The organism is Streptomyces sp. NPDC031445 (assembly GCF_055581365.1).
Map to the genome: position 1 here is coordinate 64,489 of NZ_JBVIJO010000002.1, position 19,971 is coordinate 84,459.

A 19,971-nucleotide genomic window follows, 5' to 3' on the forward strand; every position below is an offset into this window, starting at 1 on the left:
AAGGCGCTGACCAGGGCGGAAAGCCGGGGCCGCGGGTGGACGCGACGTCAACTTCACGCCAAGGAAGCGTCCAAGCAGTGAGAGGAGACTCCTGCCCGGCGCACGCCTCTGCTTCAATGGGCGCATGAACGGCTTCCAGCAGATCACCGCGACGGGTCGCCACGACCTTGAGCCGTTCTGGCCTTCCCGTCAGCACCACGACTTCGACCGTGTGTGTCGCCGCGCGAGGAACGCGCGGGCCCTCTAAAGCCGTACACCCCGGCCTTCGGCCAGCGCGGAACGACGTACGTCCTCCGGCGCGCCCGACCACGAATCGCGGCCGCCGCACCTTCCGACGAACTCCTCGCGCGAAAGAGCTGACCTCTCATGGCGACCTCCCGTTCCCTCTCCACCGCCGCCCTGTCCGCCCCCGCCTCGAACGGCACCCGGCACCGGCTGCGCGCCGTCGACCGGGACGAGGTGGTGGACGTCGCGGACTTCCTGCCGCCCGGCGCCACCTGGCTGCCCGCGCCGCAGCACACCCTGCCGACCCTGCCGGGCCAGCCGCCGATGGTCGGCTACCTGGTGCTGGTCCCGGCCGACCAGCGGCCCCCGTTCCTGCCGGTCGCGGTCCCGGACCAGCCGGAGACCGAGCCGGTCCCCGGCACCGAGCCGCTGGTGCGGATCGACTCCGTGCGGCGCACCGCCAGCGTCGACGGACGCGAACTCGACCTCACCTACCTGGAGTTCGAGCTGCTGGCGCACCTGGTGGCGCACCCGCACCGGGTGCACACCCGCGACCAGCTCGTCACCACGGTATGGGGCTACGGCCACGTCGGCGACGGCCGCACCGTCGACGTCCACATCGCCCGGCTGCGCCGCAAGCTGGGCGCGGAGCACCGCCAGGCGATCCAGACGGTGCGCCGGGTGGGCTACAAGTACACCCCGCCGACCGCCCGCTGACGGTCCGGCCCGAACCGGTGCCGCCCCGAAGCCGCACACGGCCAGGGCGGGGACGGAGGCGGCCGTACGGCCCCGTCGCGGCCGCCCTGCTCCCACCCGAGCCGGTGCCGGCCGCCCGCCCCGCGGTTCCGGTGCGCGCCCGGCGCCGGGGTCCCCGCATCCGCGTCCCGTCGGCCGTTCCGCCCTCGGCAGAGCCCCGCACCGGCACCGGCCGGACCGGGCACGATCCCGGCATGAGACTTCTCGTGCTGGGCGGAACACAGTTCGTGGGGCGGGCCGTGGTGGAGGCCGCGCTCCGACGCGGCTGGGAGGTGACCGTCTTCCACCGGGGACGGCACCGGCCCCCGGCCGGGGTGCGGTCGCTGCACGGCGACCGCACCGCGCCCGACGGCCTCGCCGCCCTCGCGGCGGACGGCGGCGAGGGCTGGGACGCCGTGGTGGACACCTGGTCGGCCGCCCCGCGTGCCGTGCACGAGGCGGCCCGGCTGCTGCGCGGCCGGGCCGGGCGGTACGCGTACGTCTCCAGCCGGTCGGTGTACGCCTGGCCCTGTCCGCGCGGCGGCGCGGAGGACGCCCCGCTGGTCGGGGGCGCCGCCGCGGACGCCGGGGCGACGGACTACGCGCGGGACAAGCGCGGCGGGGAACTGGCCGCCGTCGGGGCCTTCGGCGCGGCGGACTCGCTGCTGGTCCGGGCCGGGCTGATCCTCGGCCCGTACGAGAACGTCGGCCGGCTGCCCTGGTGGCTGACCCGGATCGCCCGCGGCGGCCCGGTCCTGGCCCCCGGCCCGCGCGACCTGCCCGTGCAGTACGTCGACGTGCGCGACCTCGCCGAGTGGCTGCTCGGCGCGCTGGAGCGCGGACTGTCCGGGCCCTACGACCTGGTGAGCCCGCCCGGCCACACCACCATGGGCGGGCTGCTCCGGGCGTGCCTGCGGGTCACCGGCGCGGACGCGGAGCTGCGCTGGACCGGCCCGGAGGTGATCCTCGGGGCCGGGATCGAGCCGTGGACCGAGCTGCCGGTGTGGGTGCCGCCGGGCGGCGAGACGTACGACGCCGTGCACGGCGCGGACGTGTCGCGGGCGGTGGCGGCGGGGCTGGTGTGCCGGCCGGTGGGCGAGACCGTCGCGGACACCTGGCGGTGGCTGACGGAGATCGGCGGCACGGCGCCCCGGCGCCCGGACCGGGCCCGCGTCGGCCTGGACCCGGAGGTGGAGGCGGAGCTGCTGGCACGGACCGGGGGTGTACCTGGCACCACCCTCCAGGAGGGGTCCTCGGACGACTGACCCCGGCGCGGGCTTCGGCAAGACTGGCGGCATGAACACCGACGAAGACAGGGCCGGCTTGCGCGCCCAGGTGAGGGAGACGCTGCTGGCCGCCGTGCGGGGGCTGGTGCTGGCTCTCGTGGTCCTGCCGTGCGGGGTGGCGTTCCTCGCCCTGACCCTCCTGTCCGTGGCGCTCGTCCCGCTCGGCATCGGGCTCGTCACCACCCCGGCGGTCCTCACGGGGGTGAGGGCGCTGGCGGACGCCCGCAGGAGGCTCGCGGCCGAGTGGTGCGGGGTCCGCATCCCGGCGGTGTACCGGCCGCTCCCGGCGGGCGCCAACCCGTGGACGCGCACCGTGGCGCTGCTCGGGGACCCGCAGGTACGGCGCGACGTACTGTGGCTGCCGGCCGACATGACCGCGGGCTTCTTCACCGCGCTGCTGCCGGCGGTGCTGGTGTTCTTCCCGGTCCAGGGGTGCCTGGTGGGCGCCGGGCTGTGGCGGACGGACGTCCGCGGACCGGGCGACGTCTACTGGTACGGCTTCGTGCCGGTCACCGGCCAGGCGACGGCCCTCGGCGCGGCCGCGCTCGGCGCCGTGGTCCTCGCCGCCACCTGGCGCCTCCCGCCGCGCCTGCTCACCGCGCACTTCACGCTCACCCGGGCCATGATCGGCGCCTCCCACGCCGCACTCGCCGAGCGGGTCCAGGTGCTGACCGACACCCGGCGGGACGCGGTCGACACCTCGGCCGCCGAACTGCGCCGCATCGAACGGGACCTGCACGACGGGGCGCAGGCCCGGCTGGTCGCCATGGGCATGGACCTCGGCACCATCGAGATGCTGGTCGAGCGGGACCCGGCGCAGGCGAAGAAGCTGATCGCCCAGGCCCGCCGGAACTCCGCCGACGCCCTGGAGGAGCTGCGCGACCTGGTGCGCGGCATCCATCCGCCGGTCCTCGCCGAACGCGGGCTCGGCGACGCCGTGCGGGCGCTGGCGCTCCGGCTGCCGCTGGCCGCGGAGGTCGCCGTGGAGCTGCCCGGCCGCGCGGACGCGCCGGTCGAGTCGGCGGCGTACTTCGCGGTGAACGAGCTGCTCACCAACGCGGTCAAGCACTCCGGCGCCGACCGGGTGTGGGTCGACGTGCACCACGCCGACGGCCGGCTGCGGGTCACCGTCACCGACAACGGCCGGGGCGGGGCGGCGGTCGGGGCCGGCTCGGGGCTCGCGGGGGTGGAGCGCCGGCTCGGTACATTCGACGGCGTCCTGGCCGTCAGCAGCCCCGCCGGCGGTCCCACCATGGTCACCATGGAGATCCCGTGCGTGTTGTCCTAGCCGAAGACCTCTTCCTGCTGCGCGACGGACTGGTGCGGATGCTGGAGGCCTACGGCTTCGAGATCGCCGCCGCCGTCGAGTCCGGGCCCGAACTCGCCCGCGCGCTCGCAGAGGTGGAGCCGGACGTGGCCGTGGTCGACGTACGCCTGCCGCCGACGCACACCGACGAGGGCCTGCAGTGCGCGCTCGCGGCCCGGCGGGCGCGGCCGGGACTGCCGGTGCTGGTCCTCTCCCAGCACGTGGAGCAGCTCTACGCGCGCGAGCTGCTCGCGGACGGCGACGGCGGGATCGGCTATCTGCTGAAGGACCGGGTGTTCGACGCGGAGCAGTTCGTCGACGCCGTACGGCGGGTGGCGGCGGGCGGTACGGCGATGGACCCGCAGGTGATCCAGCAGCTGCTGTCCCGGCGGTCGGCCGGCACGACGCCGCTCGGCCGGCTCACCCCGCGCGAGCGGGAGGTGCTGGAGCTGATGGCGCAGGGCCGGTCCAACGCGGGCGTCGCGGCACAGCTCGTGGTCACGGAACGCGCGATCGCCAAGCACACCTCGAACATCTTCGCCAAGCTGGGACTCGAGGTGTCGGATGACGACAACCGGCGCGTCCTGGCCGTCCTCGCCCATCTGGACCGGGACCGCTGACCTGTCAACTCCCTTGTTGCGCGAAGAATTTGTGCGACCGCTGAACGCCTCCGGGGCGGCGTCCGTATGGAAGGGCGCCGCTTCACTCCTGTCGGGCGCCTCGATGCTGCCCCGCAAGGAAGTCAGAGGAGTTCCATGGGACGCAACACACGAAAACGCCGTACGCCGCTGGCCACCAAGGCCATAGCCGCATCGGCGGCCCTAGCGCTCGGTGGGGGCGGGCTGATCTGGGCGAACTTCTACGCCTCGGCTCACGAGTCGGACAACCAGTCGTGGGGAGGCAACCAGACGAAGGCCGCGACGGCGCAGGTCGCGACCATCTCCTGCCCGGACGTGGGCCAGCAGCTCACCAACGTGCCGGCGCAGGCCCGCACCGAGGTCGCCGGTGAACTGGCCAACCTCGACCGCCAGATCACCGACGCCTACCAGCGTCTGGCGACGACGCGGGACGCCCAGGCCAGGGACGCGAGTTTCGTGCAGAACTCCATCCTCCAGCCGCTCCAGGACCGGCGGAAGGTGATCCTCGACCGGATCAGGCTGGAGATCACCCGTGTCGGCGGCACCGCTCCCGGCAGCCTGGACACCCTGGCCAACTGCACGGCGCAGAACGCCAACCAGACCACCGCCGGCGGCCAGCAGCAGAACGGCGGCCAGCAGCAAGGCGGCCAGCAGAACGGCGGTCAGCAGCAAGGCGGCCAGCAGAACGGCGGCCAGCAGCAAGGCGGCCAGCAGAACGGCGGTCAGCAGCAGGGCGGCCAGCAGGGTCAGAACGGCCAGCAGGGCAACATCGGCGGGCAGGCCGGCAACGGCCCGGTCGCGGCCGACTTCGTGGACATCACCAAGGTCCAGCCGAACGTCAAGGCCAAGCCGCGCGCCGGCCGCAACGCCTCGACCGGCTCCTTCACCACGCGCTGCGGTGTGAACGCCAACAAGAACCACAACACCGACAACGTGATCGTGGCCCCCGGTGTGGCCAACGGCGCGCACCACCTGCACGACTACGTCGGCAACCAGAAGGTCAACGCCTTCTCCAGCAACCAGACGTTCCTCCAGGCCGCCACCAGCTGCCGGAACCAGAGCGACCTGTCGTCGTACTACTGGCCGGTGGTCCGCGTCCAGGACGGCACCCAGGACTTCGACCAGAACGCCGACGGCGGCGGCAAGGAAGGCAACGTCGGCCGCATCCTGACCCCGGTGCAGGCGCAGATCAAGTACGTGGGCAGCCCGCGCGGCAAGGTCGTGGCGATGCCGCAGTTCCTGCGCATCATCACCGGTGACGCCAAGACCACCACCAACGGTCTGGCCAACGCCAACGCGCACTGGAGCTGCACCGGCTTCGAGAACAAGGTGCAGCTGACCACGCAGTACCCGATCTGCCCGCAAGGCAGCAAGGTGGTGCGCACGTTCGCCTTCCAGAGCTGCTGGGACGGCCAGAACACCGACAGCGCCAACCACCGCACGCACGTCGCGTTCGCCGACGCGAGCGGCAACTGCCAGAACGGCTTCAAGGCGATCCCGCAGCTGACGATGCGCCTGGTGTACGACATCACGCCCCCGGTCCTCCAGAACGGCCAGGTGAAGAACGCCTACGCGGTGGACGGGTTCCCGGAGCAGCTGCACAAGGCGGCCACGGACCACGACGACTTCATCAGCGTCACGAAGAACGGCCTGGCCAACAAGATCGCCAACTGCGTCAACCGCGGTCAGAACTGCTCGTGATGCCCTAGCGGGCGCAGGACAGAAGGCCGGTGACGAACCCCCCTCCCGTCACCGGCCTTCGCCGCGCCCGGACGCGCTCGTCAGCCGCTGTGCGCGTGGTGGTCGGCGCCGTCCTCCAGGTCGCCGCCGAGCGTGCCGCGCAGCGTCTTGACCACCCCGTCGTCGCCGACGGCGACCCACTTGCGGCCGACCAGGTAGTGACCGCCGTAGTCCTTGGCGTCGTTGATCCACTCGCGCTGGCCGCGGTCGGTGGCGAAGGTGGCGAGGATGAACCTGCCCTTCCCGCTGCCGCAGATGGCCTGGCGGATCTCGTCCGCGTCGGTCTGCATGTTCGGCTCGCACTTCACCTCGGCGGCCAGGTGTTCCAGGCTGCCGGTCGCGGTGGGCGGCACGGACTCCGTAGTGCCGCCCGAGCCGCAGCCCGCCAGCGTCAGTACGGCCGCGGCGCCGAGCAGCAGTCCTGTCAACCTCATCTGTTTCCTCCGGTCGGGTGTGCCGAGCGTGCCCCAGCGCCCTCGGATACGGCTCCCGCGCGCGCTGCGCTCAAATCCGGTGACCTGGCGGGCACGGGTGTGCGATGGTGACGCGGTGAACCAGAACTGGGAAGACCGCGTGACCGCGGCCTGGGCCGCCTTCGACGAGTATCCGGAGGAGCGCGCGCCCGAGTTCCGGGCCCTGATCGACTCCCTCGTCGCCGAACTGCCGGACGGCAGCCCGCTCGGGCCCTTCGAGCGGGCCTGCGCCTGGGACTCCACCGGGCACTCCGACAAGGCGGTGCCGCTGTACCGGGAGGCGCTGGCCCGCGGACTCGACGGGTACAAGGGCCGCCGGGCCAGGATCCAGCTGGCGAGTTCGCTGCGGAACACCGGTCAGGCGGAGGAGGGCGTCAAGCTGCTCACGCCCGAACTCGACGCACCGTCCGACGAGTTGGACGACGCGGTGCGGGCAGCGCTCGCCCTGTGCCTGTCCAGCCTGGGCCGCGACCGCGAGGGCCTGTCCCTGGTGCTCGGCGCGCTCGCCCCCCATCTGCCGCGCTACCAGCGGTCGATGGCGAACTACGCGCGCGCCCTGGTCGAACCCGGGGTGTGAACCACTCGTCCGGCGGTGACCAACCGCCGGCTCGCTCGTTCTCCCGGACGTGCAGTCACAGGATGTATCCCAGCGTCACGCACCCTCCCCCGGCGGGAACGCCGGCCCGGTCGGCTTCGAGCAGGCCGAGGCCGCGCTCGTCGAGCACTACCCCCGGCTGGTCCGGCTCGCCTACCTGGTGCTGCCGCCGGGCCTCGGCCGCAGCCGCCGGGTCCTGACCGCACACGCCCTCGTCCAGCGCGCCCTGCCCCGGGGCCGCAAGCAGCCGTCCGTGCTCCCGGCCCAGGCCACCGGCCGGGAGGCCGACCCCCGGTACGCCTATCTGCGCGAGCGGGTCCTGTGCACGGCCCTGGCGGCGGCCCGCCCCCGCACGGGCCTGCCCCGGCTCGCCCAGCTGCCGCCGCCGCTGCCCCAGGTGTGGGGCCTGAAGCTGTTCCCGCGCTCCGGCGGCGCCGACGAACTCGCCCTGGACCAGCGGTTGTCCGCCCTGTCCGGCCCGGCCCGCGCCGCCTACGTCCTGCGCGGCCTGGAGAAGCTGCCCGACCCGGACATCCGCGACCTGCTCGACGCCGCCGGGGTCTCCGACCCGGGGGGCGCGCTGGCCTCGGCGAACAGCGTGCCCATGCAGCCGGGGCTGCTCGCCTCCCCCGAGTTCGACCCGTGCTCGCTCCAGGCCCGGCCCACCGATCTGATGCGCCGCCGCCAGCACACCAAGGCCGCCCTCGCCGCGGCGGCGGCGCTCGCGGTGTGCGGCGCGCTGGTCGCCCTGCCCGGCGGCGGCTGGGGCCCCGACGGCGCCGCCGCGCCCTCCTACGCCGAGAACCCGGCCGCCGAGGCCGCCCTCGACCCCGGCAAGGTGGTCCGGGCCGCCCCCACCGCCTGGCGGACCTCGGCCCGTACCGACTTCTCCGTGTGGCCCGCGCGCGGCCCGCTCACCGGCGACCGGGCCCTGCTGCGCCGCGCCCTCGCCGTCTGGGCCCGCCCCGGGGAGGCGGTCCGCGTCTCGGCGACCCCGGGCACCCAGACCGGCGGCCCGGCCGGCCCGCCCCAGCTGCTGTACGCGGGCGAGGTCGACGCCGCCCGGGTGGTGATCCTCTACGACGGTCTGCGCATCGCCCGTTACGCCGAGCCGAAGAACGGCACGCGGGGCGCGGCCCTGGACTTCGCCCGGGTCGACGGGGCCACGGGCGCCGGGGCGAGCGCGCTGGTGCTGGGCCGCTCCGACGGCAACGTCCGCTACCTGACCGCCCCGTGGGTGACGAAGGCGGCGCAGCGGGACCTGACGAAGCCGGACGCTGCCGCGACGCCGCTCACCCTCGCCGACGGCGTCACCGCGCCGCTGGCCAGCCCCGCCGTGCGGACCGGCGGCTGCACCTCGTGGACCGTGCTCCAGCTGACCGACGCCTTCGGCACCCGGCTCACCACCGACCTCGGCGAGCTGGTCCCGGCCCACCTCACGGCCGGCCGGCCCGGAGCGGCCGGGGAGGCGTCCGGCGCGCGCGGCCTGCGCGCCTGGGCGCCGTTCGCCTGCTCCCTGGCGGCCGAGCGCTCGTCGGGCGTCCGCAGCGTCAACGCCTGGGCGTACGCCGAGCAGCCGCTGCCGGAAGGCACCGGGACCGGTGCGTGGGTGTGCACGCGGGCGGAGACCTGGCGGGGCGACGGCACGGCCGTGCTGGCCCAGTTCCGCACGCCGGGCGGGGCGGCCGGGGCGGTCGTCGCCAAGGCCACGGACGTGCCGGCCTGCGGGCCGCGTGATCCCCATGTGCTGGCCGGGGTGCTGTGGAAGTCGGCGGCGGGGAGCTGGTACCTGCTGGCCGCGGGCAGCGAGGGGACGTCGTCGGTCTCCGCGACGGGCGGGGTGACCGCGTCCGGGCAGGGGCGGCTGCTCGCCGTCAAGGCCGAGCAGGGGGCGCGGGCGGACCTGGAGGGCACCCTGACGGACGGCCGGGAGATCAGCGGGCTGCACTAGCCGGCCGGGGTGGTCCGCGCCCGTCCGCGGCTCCCCGACGCGGAGTGATCACCCGGTTCCCGACAGGTGATCACGGGCGGCCGGAATCGATCGGTAAAGTGTTCGCATGAGTACCGGGGTTCGCCGCAGGATGGGTGTCGAGGAACGTCGGCAGCAGCTGATCGGCGTCGCCCTCGACCTGTTCAGCCGACGCTCGCCCGACGAGGTCTCCATCGACGAGATAGCCGCGGCGGCGGGCATCTCGCGGCCGCTCGTCTACCACTACTTCCCGGGCAAACTCAGCCTGTACGAAGCCGCGTTGAAGCGTGCGTCGGAGGACCTCGCGAGCCGTTTCACCGAGCCGCACGAGGGCCCGCTGGGCGCCCGGCTGCATCGCGTGATGGGCCGCTTCTTCGATTTCGTCGACGACCACGGCCCCGGTTTCTCGGCCCTGATGCGCGGCGGCCCGGCCGTCGGCTCCACCACGACCAACGCGCTCGTCGACTCCGTCCGGCAGGCCGCGTTCGACCAGATCCTGTCACACCTGGGCGTGACCGAAGCCTCCCCGCGCCTGGAGCTGGTCGTCCGCTCCTGGATCTCGCTCGCCGAGTCCACGGCGCTGATCTGGCTCGACGGCCGGCACATCCCGCGCGCCGAGCTGGAGAAGCAGCTCGTGCAGGACTTCGCCGCGCTGGCCGCCGTCAGCGCCGCCTACGACGAGGACATGGCGGCGGTCCTGCGCGGCGCCCTGGGGGAGGAGCCGGCCGAGAGTCCGTTCGGCGAACTGGTCGGCCGGCTGATAGCGCTCGCCTCCTAGGGCTTGATGCCCACCCCCGTCCACAGGCTGACCTCGGCGTCCGTCGGGGTGTCGGAGCCGGGCCGGGTGGGGTCGGGGCGCCAGTGGTGGCCCACGGTGACGCCCGGGTCGAGGAGTTCGAGCCCGTCGAAGAAGCGGGTGACCTCGGCACGGGAGCGGAACTGCACCGGGGTGCCGGCGGAGGTGTAGATGTCGGTGACCTTCTGCCAGGTGTCCGGGTCGAAGTCGGGCGTGCAGTGGCTGAGCGCCAGGGCGCTGCCGGAGGGCAGGATGGCGAGCAGGCGACGGACGATGCCGTACGGGTCCTGGGCGTCGGTGACGAAGTGCATGAGGGCGTTCAGGGACAGCGCCACGGGCCGGCTCAGGTCCAGTACCGCGGTGAGCTCGGCGGAGTCCAGCAGCGTGTCGACGTTGTTGACGTCCGCCTCTATGTACGTCGTACGGCCCTCGCGGGTACTGCGCATGAGGCGCTCGGCGTACTTGAGGACGAGCGGGTCGTTGTCGGCGTAGACCACCCGGGCGTCGGGGACCACGGACTGGGCCACCTGGTGCAGGTTGGGCTCGGTGGGGATGCCGGTGCCGATGTCCAGCCACTGGCGGATGCCGTGTTCCCGGGCGAGGACGCGGGTGGCCCGGTGCATGAAGGCCCGGTTCTCACGGGCGCACACGAAGATGGCGGGATACGCCTCGGCCACGCGTTCGGCGGCCTGCTTGTCGACCTCGAAGTGGTCCTTGCCGCCGAGGTAGTAGTCGTACATGCGGGCGGAGTGCGGCCTGCTGGTGTCGATACTCCGTGTGGGCTGCGAGCTGGTCATCCTGTCCCTTTCGGTGGGGGGTGCGTCGGCTGTCCGGGTCAGTGGGCCGTCAGGTGGTCGGCCAGGCCTCTCTTGACCCCCGTGACGAACGCCGTGATCTCTTCCGGCGTGTAGATCAGCGCGGGACCGTCGGGGTCCGTCGACTGCCGCACGGCCACGCGTCCGTCGGCGAGTCGCTTCGTCTCCACGCACTGGCCCCCGTTGGGGCCGCTCCACGGGCATTCCCAGCCCTGGTCCCCCAGGTCCGAGGCGGGCATCCCGTTGTACACACTGCTCCCGGCGATGGTCATGAGTACTCCTTGCGCATGCGGTCCAAGAGCGCCCTGCTGTCCGCGGACGAGGTCAGCAGCGACATGCGGTTGTGCGCCTCCAGGTGCGCCACGACGTCGGAGCGCTGGTCGAGGTACACGGCGGCGGAGAGGAGCTCGCTGTAGACGATGTCGGGCAGTTCCGGCTCCTCGAACCGGAAGTAGGTGAAGGGGGCGCACGCCCCGACGTGCGCGCACGCCGAGAAGGGCACGATGTCGAGGCTGACGTGCTCCAGTTCCGAGACTTCGAGCAGCCGGTCGATCTGCTCCCGCATCACCTCGGGCCCGCCCACGACCCGGTGCAGCACGGTCTCTTCCATCACCACCCAGAGGGTGGGCGCGTCGGGCTTCTCCAGCAGGCTCTGGCGGCGCAGCCGCAGGTCGACGCGCCGATCGAGGTCCTCGGTGGTGTCGTTCGGGAAACCGCCGCCCAGGGTCGCCCGGGCGTAGGCGGGCGTCTGCAGCAGCCCGGTGACGTAGTGCGGCTCGTAGGTGCGCAGCACCTTCGCACCGGTCTCCAGGCTCACGTAGGCCGTGAACCAGGCGGGTACCACATCGCGGTACGGGTGCCACCAGCCCGGCTCGTTGGCCCGTTCGGCGAGGGCGACGAACTCGTCGATCTCCTGCTGGTCGGCGCCGTAGGTCTGGAGCAGCTTCTCGACGTAGAGGATCTTCAGGCCGACCTCGGCCTTCTCCAGCCGGCGGATGGTCAGGGGCTTCACCCGCAGGGCCCTGGCCGCGTCGTCCAGGGAGACGCCCGCGCCGAGGCGCATGTCCTGCAACCGCCGGCCGAGGATCATGCGGAGAACGGTGGGTGCACTGCTGCCGGCGCCCGCGCGTACCTCGTTCATGCTGCCCTGCCTCCTGAGAGTCCGTCACCAGGACCGAGGATATGGCGACTTGCCGAGTCGATCGGACCGGATCACGTCCGGCTGAAATTATCAGGGAGTCGGTTGCAGTGTGAACTAGTCCGCGAGCATAGTTACTTGTGTGACGAAGCCCCCGTCACATGAGACGCAGGCGCGCCAACAGCCGTACTGAATAGGCGAGTTGGTGAACGCGTCGTTTATCGCGCCCCTCCATGGAAGGCGACCGCCGTGTCCCCCCACACGACTTCCTCACTCCGGCACCTGGGCGGAGCGAACACCGACCGCGCGCACTGGCTCGAACTGCCGGGTCACCGCACGAGCGTCAGAACGGCGCGGCGTTTCGTCAGCGCACGGCTGTTCTCCTGGCGGGTGCCCGAAGACGCCTGCGCCAACGCCGTGCTCCTGGTGTCCGAGCTGGCCACCAACGCGGTACTGCACACCTTCAGCCTGCGCATCCTGTGCGGTATCCGTCTGCTGTCGGACGCCGGCCTGCGCCTGGAGGTGCACGACCGGGACGACTCGGGCCGCCGCCTGCCCCGCCGCGTGCCGGGTCCCGACGACGAGTGCGGCCGAGGACTGCTGCTCGTGCAGGAGATCGCGGACAGCTGGGGAGTCGTCCCTTCGCCGCTCACCGGGGGCAACGCGGTCTGGGCGAACCTGGCCACGGGCCTGTGAGCACCGGCGGGCGGCGAACCTGGGGTCTTTCGTTCGGATCAGGCCGGATCAGGGAGCGGGGTCTGGCGCGGTGCCAGGGCCCGCGAGCCCGGCATGATCCGAACGAGAGGCCCTAGCGCTCGAACTTCCGGTAGGAGGCCGCGAGGTCGCGCACCTCGGCTGAGGCGTGCAGGACGAACCCGTCGTCGCGCACGTGCTCGCGCAGCAGTTCGAGGACGGCCTCGGTCAGGCGCGCCTTGGTCTCCTCCGTACGGCCGGTGAGCAGGCCGATCGTGACGTGGACGACGGCGTGCCGCTGCTCCTCGGGGTCCTCGTAACCGAACGCCGTGAGCGCGCTGGGCCGGTACTGGGTCTTGCACGCTTCCGGCTTCGCGTCCGCGATCTCGACGGTCGCCGTGTGCAGGGCGCGGGCGAAGCCGACACGGTCGAAGGCCGGAGTCATCACGGCGGAGTAGTCGACGGTGATCTGCGGCATGAAGCTCACTCCTGTTCCCGGGCAACGGTGTCACCCTAGCCCGGGTGCCGCCGCCCCGTCCTGGCGCCTCCCTGCGGTGAGGTGGGGCGGACCCCGGGCGGGGTCCGCCCCACCTCACCGGTACCCGCGCGTCACCGCCGGGTGAAGACCGCCACGGTACGGCCGGGGACGGCGAACGTCCCCGAGTCCGGGACGAACGCCGCGGTCTTCACGACCGGGTCCGCCCCCGACGCCTGCGCCGGATGCAGCCGGTAGCGCTCCCCGGCCAGCGAGGCGATCCGCTGCTCCTGCGCTCCGGGCGTCGCGTTGAACACCACCACCAGGTCACCGAGGCGCATGGTGATCACGCCCGGCGTCTCGTCCTTCCCCGAGAGCGGGAACGACAGCTCCTGCTGCACCCGCGCGGCCGTGCCGAGGGAGAACGCCTTCTCGCTCGTGCGGATCCTCAGCAGGTCCCGGTAGGCGGCCGAGGCGCCGGTGATCTGCTCGCAGCCGACCTTCACCGTGCTCAGCAGCGGCCTGGCGTACTGCCACTTGGACTGGTTGTCGGCCGCCGGGGGCAGCCCGCGCCCGAAGCCGTTGCCGTCGGCGCAGTTCCAGTGGATGGCGTTGAACCAGTCCCCGCTGTCGAAGGAGTTGCGGTCCAGCGACTTGGAGCGCAGCAGGTCGGTGCCCGCCTGGGAGAGCGCGGGGCCCTGGGAGAGGGCGGCCGTGGCCATCGCGAGGACCTGCATCCGGGCCCGGTCGGACGCGGAGGTGTCCTTCGGCAGCTTGTACGTCAGCGCGTCGAACAGCGACTCGTTGTCGTGGGCGTCCACATAGGCCAGGGCGTCACCGGGCGCGTGCGCGTACCCGGCGGGCGCGCCGTTGTAGTCGACCCCGGCGCCGGTCACCTCCTTGCCGTCGGTGTCGGTGAAGCGGTACCCGGCCAGGTTGCCGGTCAGGCCGACCTTGATGAGGTCCTGGTAGTGCAGCAGGCGCGCCTTCTGCTCCTCCTTCGTGCCGTTGGCCGTGGCGGAGTTGGGGTCGGTGTAGAGCCCGGACGCGAAGCCCTGGACACCGGGGTCCTCGTCGAAGGGGCCGCCGCCGCGCACCGCGTCACGGGCGCGGTCGGAGAAGGTGGCGATGCCGGTGCCGGCCATGTTGGCCTGCGTGGCCTGCACGAACCGGGCGTCGTCCGCGACCTCGCCGAAGTTCCAGCCCTCCCCGTACAGGATGATCTTCTTGCCGTCGACGCCGTCCTTCTTCAGGGTCAGCGCGTCCAGGGCCTTGCGGACGGCCAGGATGTTGGCCTTCGGGTGGTGGCCCATGAGGTCGAAGCGGAACCCGTCGACCTTGTACTGCTTCGCCCAGGTGACGACGGAGTCCACCACCAGCTTGCCCATCATCGCGTTCTCGGGCGCGGTGTTGGCGCAGCAGGTGCTGGTGGCCACCGAGCCGTCGGCGAGGAGCCGCTGGTAGTAGCCGGGCACGATCCGGTCCAGGACGCTGGTGTCCGCCTGACCGCTCGCCGCCGTGTGGTTGTAGACGACGTCCATGACGACCCGGAGCCCGTCCTGGTTGAGCGCCCGCACCATCTGGCGGAACTGGACGGTACGGGCCGTGCCGTCCGGGTCGGTGGCGTAGGAGCCCTCGGGGACCGTGTAGTGGTACGGGTCGTAGCCCCAGTTGTAGGCGTCCTTGGCGGCGGTCTTCGCCACGCACTCCTGCTGCTTGTCGGAGTCGGCCGGGTAGGAGGCCAAATCGCAGTCCGGCGTCGCCTGGTCGGCCTTCTTCTCGGGGATGGTGGCGATGTCGAAGGCGGGCAGCAGGTGCACGTAGGAGGTGCCGGCCTCGGCCAGCGCCCGCAGGTGCTTCGAGCCGTCGCTGTTCTTGTCGGTGAAGGCCAGGTAGGTGCCCTGGTCCTTGGCCGGGACGGTCTTGTCGGCGACCGAGAAGTCCCGGATGTGCAGCTCCTGGATCTGCGCGTCCTTCAGCGGGACGGCCTTGGGCTTGCTCAGGGCCGCCCAGCCGCTGGGGGCGAGCGACTTGTCGTTCAGGTCGACGACGAGGCTGCGCGCCGAGTTCGCGGTCAGGGCGACCGAGTAGGGGTCGGTGACCTTGTTGGTGACCACCTTGCGGACGCTGGGCGCCCAGACCTGCACGACGTAGCGGTAGGGCTTGCCCTTCCAGGAGGCCGGGCCGGTGACGGACCAGACGCCGGTGGTGTCGTCGCGGTGCATCCTCACGGACGTGCCGTCGAGGTCGAGGCGGACGCTCTGCGCGGTCGGCGCCCATACGGCGAGGGTCGGCCTGCCGTCGTGGAACGTCGGCCCGAGGGCGGCCTTCGTCGCGCCGGGGTACAGGTCGTCCAGCACGCCGGCGGTCTGCACGCCGGTCGCGGCCAGGACCGCGCCGTTCGCGGCCCGCTGGGTGGCGACGAGCTGCCCGGCGAGCGCGCCGCGCACCCGCTCCCGGTCGCGGGGGTCGACGGACCAGGCGGTGTAGTCCCTCAGGTGCGGGAACTTCGCCTTCTGGGCGTCGGTCAGGGTGGTCTTGGCCAGTCGCAGCCAGCGCTCGTCGTCGCTGGTCAGCGCGCCGTCCTTGACGGTGATCGAGCCGTCGTGGGAGGAGAGCAGCTGGGTGGAGGCGGCGCCGTCGACGCCGTTCCAGACGACGGTGCCGCGGTCGATCCAGATCGCCTTGGAGGTGGTCGGGTCGAGTGCGGCCGCGCTGCCCGCGGGCTGCGGCAGCAGGTACTTCTCCTGGCCGTTCAACAGCCACACCTCGTGGCCGTTCGACGTGAGGTCGAGGGACTGGTCGGTGGGCAGGTCCTTGTCGTCGCCCTTGTGGATGATGTAGCTGAGACTGGTGGCACCCGCGCTGAGCGGCACCTCGAAGACCGCGCCATAGGCGTCAGTCTTGACCGGCTTCACCGGGTTCGGCCAGTCGGTGGGGTGCGCGGCGCCGGTCCAGACGTGCAGGCCCCAGCCGTCGTAGTCCCCGTCGGCCCGGTGGTAGTGGAGGACCGCCTTGGTCTCGTCCTGCGCCGGGTAGTCGGGCTTCGTGGTCAGGACGTCGGCCTTGCCTTGCTCGATCCACACCTCACCCGTCCTGGTGACGTCGATGGACCGGTCGGCGGAGACGTCCTTGTCGCCGTTCTTGTCGATGACCAGGAAGCCGACGTTCGAGGCGCCCGGCCTGAGCTTGACGTAGGCGAAGGCGCCGTAGGCGTCCCGGCCCACGAAGGGGTGGCTGGCGGGCCAGTCCGTGGCCTCGCCGTCGGCGAGGTCGCCCCAGGCGTACAGGCCCCAGTCGGCGTAGTCGCCGTCCGTCCGCTTGTAGTGGACGACCGCGTAGTCCCGGGAGGAGGCCGTGGGGACCTCGGGCGCGGGCGGGGTGCCGGTGGTGCTGCTCGCCGTGGCGCTCGCGGTGTGCCCGGCGGAGTCGACGACGACGGCCTTGTAGCGCAGGGCGGTGCCGGCGGGCACGTCCCTGCCGAGGGTCTGGGTGACCTGGTAGGGGGCGTGGTCGGCGGAGCCGAGCGTCTTCCACGCGCCGTCGCCGACCTGGGCGGCGAAGACGACCCGGTTGAGCTGCCCGCCGTCGACGTCGGCCTTCAGCACGGCCGTCCCGGTGGCCCCGGCGGCCGGGGCGGTCAGGGTGATCACCGGCTTGGCGGCCGGCTCGGCGAGGGCGCCGGTGGCCTTGTAGACGACGGCGGCGCCGGCCGGGACGGTGACGGTGACCTTGCCGTCGCCGTCCGACCGGACGGAGCCTGTGGCGCCGTGGATCCCCCGGTAGGGCATGTCCGCGGATCCGGTCGCGAACGTCGCCGTCCTCGCCTCGTCGGCGTTGTTGAGGGCGACGACGTACTCCTGGCCGCTCCCGGCGTCCGTACGGGTGAAGGCGTAGACGCCGGGCCCGTCGGCCGCGTACCGCTCGGTCTGCACACCGTCGGTCAGGGCCGGGTTGGCCTTGCGGAGCTTCGCGAGCGCGGCGATCTGCCGGTACAGCGGGGCCCTGGTGTCGTAGGCGGCGCTCGCGTGGGTGCGGTCGGTGCCGATCTCGTCGTCGTCCAGGTAGTCGGCGACCTTGGAGGCGAACATGGTCTGGCGGGCGTCCTTGTCGCCGCCGGAGCCGGTGAAGCCCTGCTCGTCGCCGTAGTAGACGACCGGGTTGCCCCGGCTGAGGAACATCAGCTCGTTGGCGAGCCTGTCCTTGTTCAGGATCTCGGCGTCGGTCGCCTTCGGGTTGTCCTGCTTCAGGAAGTACCCGATGCGGCCCATGTCGTGGTTGCCGAGGAAGGTGACCTGCTCGTACGCGTTGGCCTTGTCGGTCGTGTACCGGTAGTCGTCACCGAAGACACCCGCCAGCTTGCGCGCGCTGCCGCCCTGGGAGGCGTAGGCGCGGGCCGCGTCCTGGAAGGGGAAGTCGAGGGTGGCGTCCAGGCGGCCCTGGGTGACGTACGGGGAGGTGACGGCGGTGTCGGCGGAGTAGACCTCGCTGAACATGAAGAAGTTCTTCCGTCCGCGCCCGGCCGCGTACCGGTCCAGCGCGGTGGCCCACTGGGTCCAGAACTCCATGTTCACGTGCTTGACGGTGTCGATCCGGAAGCCGTCGACGGCGAAGTCCCGCACCCACCGCTCGTAGATCTTCTCCATGCCGCGCACGACCTCGGGACGCTCGGTCCACAGGTCGTCCAGGCCGGAGAAGTCGCCGTAGGTGGTGGACTCGCCGGCGTACGTCGAGTCGCCCCGGTTGTGGTACATCGCCGGGTCGTTGAGCCAGGCCGGGACCTTGCTCCCGCTCGTGGCCCTCGGGGTGTACGGGAAGGAGCCGGCGTCGACGGCCGGGAACGCGCGCCCGCCGTCGGCGTAGTCGGCGTCGTCGAAGGGCTTGCCGTCCTTCGTCAGGTAGGGGAAGGCGCCCTTGGAGAGGTAGCCGTAGGACTTCTCGTCGTAGTCCACGACGTCGGCGGTGTGGTTGGTGATGACGTCGAAGAAGACCTTCATGCCCTTGGCGTGGGCCTTGGAGATGAGGGACTTGAGGTCGTCGTTGGTGCCGAAGTGCGGGTCGACCTGGGTGAAGTCGGTGATCCAGTAACCGTGGTAGCCGGCCGAGGCGTTGCTGCCGGTGCCCTGCACCGGGCGGTTCTTGAAGATCGGCGCCAGCCAGATGGCCGTGGTGCCGAGGCCTTTGATGTAGTCCAGCCGCCGGGTCAGGCCCTTGAGGTCGCCGCCCTGGTAGAAGCCCTTGTCGGTGGGGTCGTACCCGGTGGACAGGCGGGAGCCGGTCAGGCCGCCCCTGTCGTTGGAGGCGTCCCCGTTGGCGAAGCGGTCCGGCAGGACGAAGTAGAACTGCTCGCGGGTGTCGTCGTGCCGGGCGGGCACGGCGGCGAGCTTCGCGTCCGAGGGGGGCGCGGGCGGGGTGGCCGCGTGGGCGGCCGGCGGCTGGAGCAGTGCGGCGGCGAGGGCGGCGACGGTGACGGCCGCGGCCCGTCCGCGGTGCGGGGTACGGCGCCTGCGCGGCGCCGGCCATCTCGGTATCACAGGGGATGACTCCTTGCGGGGGTCGCTGGATGCTTGCTGCAAGGGGCGTGAAACCTCCGGCAAGAGGTTTCACGCTCCGTCAGGCGAGGTCTCAGCAGCTCGACTTGCCGGCGTAGAGCGCCAGGGCCGTGTTCGAGCCGAGGGTGGCGGTGAACTGTCCGCTGGAGTTCACGGTCACCGGGGTGTTGTTCTGGACGTTGCAGTACGTCCCGGCCGGCAGGGACGTCTGGTAGGTGCGGGTCAGGGACGAGGACTCGTGGTTGATCGCCACATAGCCCTTGCCGCCCCGGCCGAACGCGATCGCGTTGTTGCCGTTGTCCCACCAGTTGGTGACCGCCTGGCCGCGGGTCGCGTTGCGGAAGGCCACCATGGACTTGATCTCGGGCCAGGCGTGCTGGCACTTCCAGCCGTCCTGCCAGCAGGCGTTCACCTGGCCGCCGTTTGGCGGGCCGGCGTCGGCGTCCGACCACTCGTAGCCGGAGTTGACGTCGGGGGCGCCGTAGGGCCAGGCGAGCATGAAGACGTTGGCCAGCGTGTAGTCGGCGCCGCTCTTGTAGTTGAGCGTGCTGCCGTTGCGCTCGGTGTCGTGGTTGTCGACGAAGACACCGGCGACCGAGCTGTTCAGGTAGCCCCAGCCCTCGCCGTAGTTGGTGAGGTAGGCGAGCTTCTCGCTGGTGAAGACGCGCTTGAGGTCGTAGGCGTAGCGGAACTCCTGGACGTCTCCGTTGCCGGTGTACTCGGAGGGCTGGACGGCCTCGCCCGCGCCGTAGATGACCTCCTGCTTCCAGTAGGCGGACGGGTTGGTCAGGCGGCTCTTGATGTTCGCGAGGTCATCGGCCGGGATGTGCTTGGCCGCGTCGATGCGGAAGCCGTCGACGCCGAGGCCGAGCAGGTCGTTCAGGTACCCGGCGATCGTCTTGCGGACGTACTCCTCGCCGGTGTCCAGGTCGGCGAGGCCGACGAGTTCGCAGTGCTGGACGTTCCAGCGGTCGGAGTAGTTCGAGACCTGGGAGGTGCAGTCGTCGAAGTCGTGGACCGAGTACAGGCCCGGGTAGTCGTACTTCGTGTACGACGAGCCCCCGGTGCCGGTGCCGCTGCCCGCCGACATGTGGTTGATCACGGTGTCGACGACGACCTTGACCCCGGCCGCGTGACAGGTGTTCACCATGTTCCGGAAGGCCGTGCGGTCGCCGAGGCGGCCCGCGATCTTGTACGACACGGGCTGGTACGACGTCCACCACTGCGCCCCCTGTATGTGCTCGGCGGGCGGGGAGACCTGGACGTATCCGTAGCCGGCGGGGCCGAGGGCGGTGGTGCACTCCTTGGCCACCGACGCGTAGTTCCACTCGAAGAGGACAGCGGTGACGTCCTTGGTGCCGGGCGGGGAGGCCTCGGCGGCCGTCGGGGTCATGCCAACCAGAGCGGCGGCTGTGAGGGCGACCGCCGTGGGGAGGGTTCTGCGTGCCATGTGGGGTTCCTTCGACGTTGAAGGCGACGGGACCGCTGAAGGCGCTTGCTGAAATATTTCAGCAAGCTTGCGGTGACGCAGATGT

The 19,971-nt window shown here is 72.0% G+C and carries 16 protein-coding genes; 9 read left to right on the top strand and 7 right to left on the bottom strand.

The features are described from left to right. Window positions 1–366 precede the first annotated feature (366 nt). From ACZ5DC_RS06595 to ACZ5DC_RS06615, 5 genes are all read left to right on the top strand, one after another. Entirely contained in the window at window positions 367–942 is a 576-nt protein-coding gene (locus tag ACZ5DC_RS06595) for a winged helix-turn-helix domain-containing protein (protein ID WP_468650065.1), read from the top strand. 233 nt (window positions 943–1,175) lie between these two features. Then, the gene (locus tag ACZ5DC_RS06600; RefSeq protein ID WP_468650067.1) at window positions 1,176–2,225 is read left to right on the top strand and encodes an NAD-dependent epimerase/dehydratase family protein; all 1,050 of its coding nucleotides are present in this window, start codon (window positions 1,176–1,178) and stop codon (window positions 2,223–2,225) included. 31 nt (window positions 2,226–2,256) lie between these two features. Then, window positions 2,257–3,534, top strand: a complete 1,278-nt coding sequence (locus ACZ5DC_RS06605; RefSeq protein ID WP_468650069.1) for a sensor histidine kinase — start codon at window positions 2,257–2,259, stop codon at window positions 3,532–3,534. Beyond that, window positions 3,519–4,172 carry a LuxR C-terminal-related transcriptional regulator gene (locus tag ACZ5DC_RS06610; protein ID WP_468650071.1) on the top strand — a complete coding sequence of 218 codons (654 nt, stop codon included), beginning with the start codon at window positions 3,519–3,521 and terminating at the stop codon, window positions 4,170–4,172. The genes ACZ5DC_RS06605 and ACZ5DC_RS06610 overlap by 16 nt, the downstream gene beginning before the upstream one ends. 135 nt (window positions 4,173–4,307) lie before the next feature. Continuing rightward, the gene (locus tag ACZ5DC_RS06615; protein WP_468650073.1) at window positions 4,308–5,891 is read left to right on the top strand and encodes a DUF1996 domain-containing protein; all 1,584 of its coding nucleotides are present in this window, start codon (window positions 4,308–4,310) and stop codon (window positions 5,889–5,891) included. 80 nt (window positions 5,892–5,971) lie between these two features. Here ACZ5DC_RS06615 and ACZ5DC_RS06620 read toward each other — a convergent pair whose 3' ends face one another. Next, window positions 5,972–6,364, bottom strand: coding sequence for a hypothetical protein (locus ACZ5DC_RS06620; RefSeq protein ID WP_468650075.1), 393 nt, complete (start codon window positions 6,362–6,364; stop codon window positions 5,972–5,974). 115 nt (window positions 6,365–6,479) lie between these two features. Here ACZ5DC_RS06620 and ACZ5DC_RS06625 point away from each other — a divergent pair, with 115 nt between their 5' ends. From ACZ5DC_RS06625 to ACZ5DC_RS06635, 3 genes are all read left to right on the top strand, one after another. Continuing rightward, a complete protein-coding gene (locus ACZ5DC_RS06625; RefSeq protein ID WP_468650077.1) occupies window positions 6,480–6,980 on the top strand; it encodes a tetratricopeptide repeat protein in 501 nt (166 codons plus the stop codon). A 49-nt stretch (window positions 6,981–7,029) separates the two neighbouring features. Further along, window positions 7,030–8,949, top strand: a complete 1,920-nt coding sequence (locus tag ACZ5DC_RS06630; protein ID WP_468650079.1) for a hypothetical protein — start codon at window positions 7,030–7,032, stop codon at window positions 8,947–8,949. Window positions 8,950–9,055: 106 nt separating this feature from the next. Then, complete coding sequence (locus ACZ5DC_RS06635; protein ID WP_468650081.1) at window positions 9,056–9,745, top strand: TetR/AcrR family transcriptional regulator; 690 nt, start codon at window positions 9,056–9,058, stop codon at window positions 9,743–9,745. Here ACZ5DC_RS06635 and ACZ5DC_RS06640 read toward each other — a convergent pair. The 3 genes from ACZ5DC_RS06640 to ACZ5DC_RS06650 are packed head-to-tail and all read right to left on the bottom strand — an operon-like array spanning window position 9,742 to window position 11,719. Further along, complete coding sequence (locus ACZ5DC_RS06640) at window positions 9,742–10,560, bottom strand: SAM-dependent methyltransferase (RefSeq protein ID WP_468650083.1); 819 nt, start codon at window positions 10,558–10,560, stop codon at window positions 9,742–9,744. The two genes, ACZ5DC_RS06635 and ACZ5DC_RS06640, sit on opposite strands and share 4 nt — an antisense overlap. A gap of 38 nt (window positions 10,561–10,598) precedes the next feature. Beyond that, complete coding sequence (locus ACZ5DC_RS06645; protein ID WP_468650085.1) at window positions 10,599–10,850, bottom strand: DUF397 domain-containing protein; 252 nt, start codon at window positions 10,848–10,850, stop codon at window positions 10,599–10,601. Next, window positions 10,847–11,719 carry a helix-turn-helix domain-containing protein gene (locus ACZ5DC_RS06650; protein ID WP_171156931.1) on the bottom strand — a complete coding sequence of 291 codons (873 nt, stop codon included), beginning with the start codon at window positions 11,717–11,719 and terminating at the stop codon, window positions 10,847–10,849. Before ACZ5DC_RS06650 ends, ACZ5DC_RS06645 begins: the two co-directional genes overlap by 4 nt. A 246-nt stretch (window positions 11,720–11,965) precedes the next feature. On the opposite strand from ACZ5DC_RS06650, the gene ACZ5DC_RS06655 reads away from it, so the two are divergent. Then, window positions 11,966–12,412, top strand: a complete 447-nt coding sequence (locus tag ACZ5DC_RS06655) for an ATP-binding protein (RefSeq protein ID WP_468650086.1) — start codon at window positions 11,966–11,968, stop codon at window positions 12,410–12,412. Window positions 12,413–12,524: 112 nt separating this feature from the next. On the opposite strand, the gene ACZ5DC_RS06660 is transcribed toward ACZ5DC_RS06655, so the two are convergent. From ACZ5DC_RS06660 to ACZ5DC_RS06670, 3 genes are all read right to left on the bottom strand, one after another. Continuing rightward, a complete protein-coding gene (locus tag ACZ5DC_RS06660; RefSeq protein WP_468650088.1) occupies window positions 12,525–12,887 on the bottom strand; it encodes a 5-carboxymethyl-2-hydroxymuconate Delta-isomerase in 363 nt (120 codons plus the stop codon). Between the two features lie 131 nt (window positions 12,888–13,018). Further along, window positions 13,019–18,418: a pullulanase-type alpha-1,6-glucosidase gene (pulA, locus tag ACZ5DC_RS06665; protein WP_468650090.1), complete on the bottom strand. Its 5,400-nt coding sequence runs from the start codon at window positions 18,416–18,418 to the stop codon at window positions 13,019–13,021. A 91-nt stretch (window positions 18,419–18,509) separates the two neighbouring features. Then, window positions 18,510–19,886, bottom strand: a complete 1,377-nt coding sequence (locus ACZ5DC_RS06670) for an alpha-amylase (protein WP_468650092.1) — start codon at window positions 19,884–19,886, stop codon at window positions 18,510–18,512. Window positions 19,887–19,971: the final 85 nt, after the last annotated feature.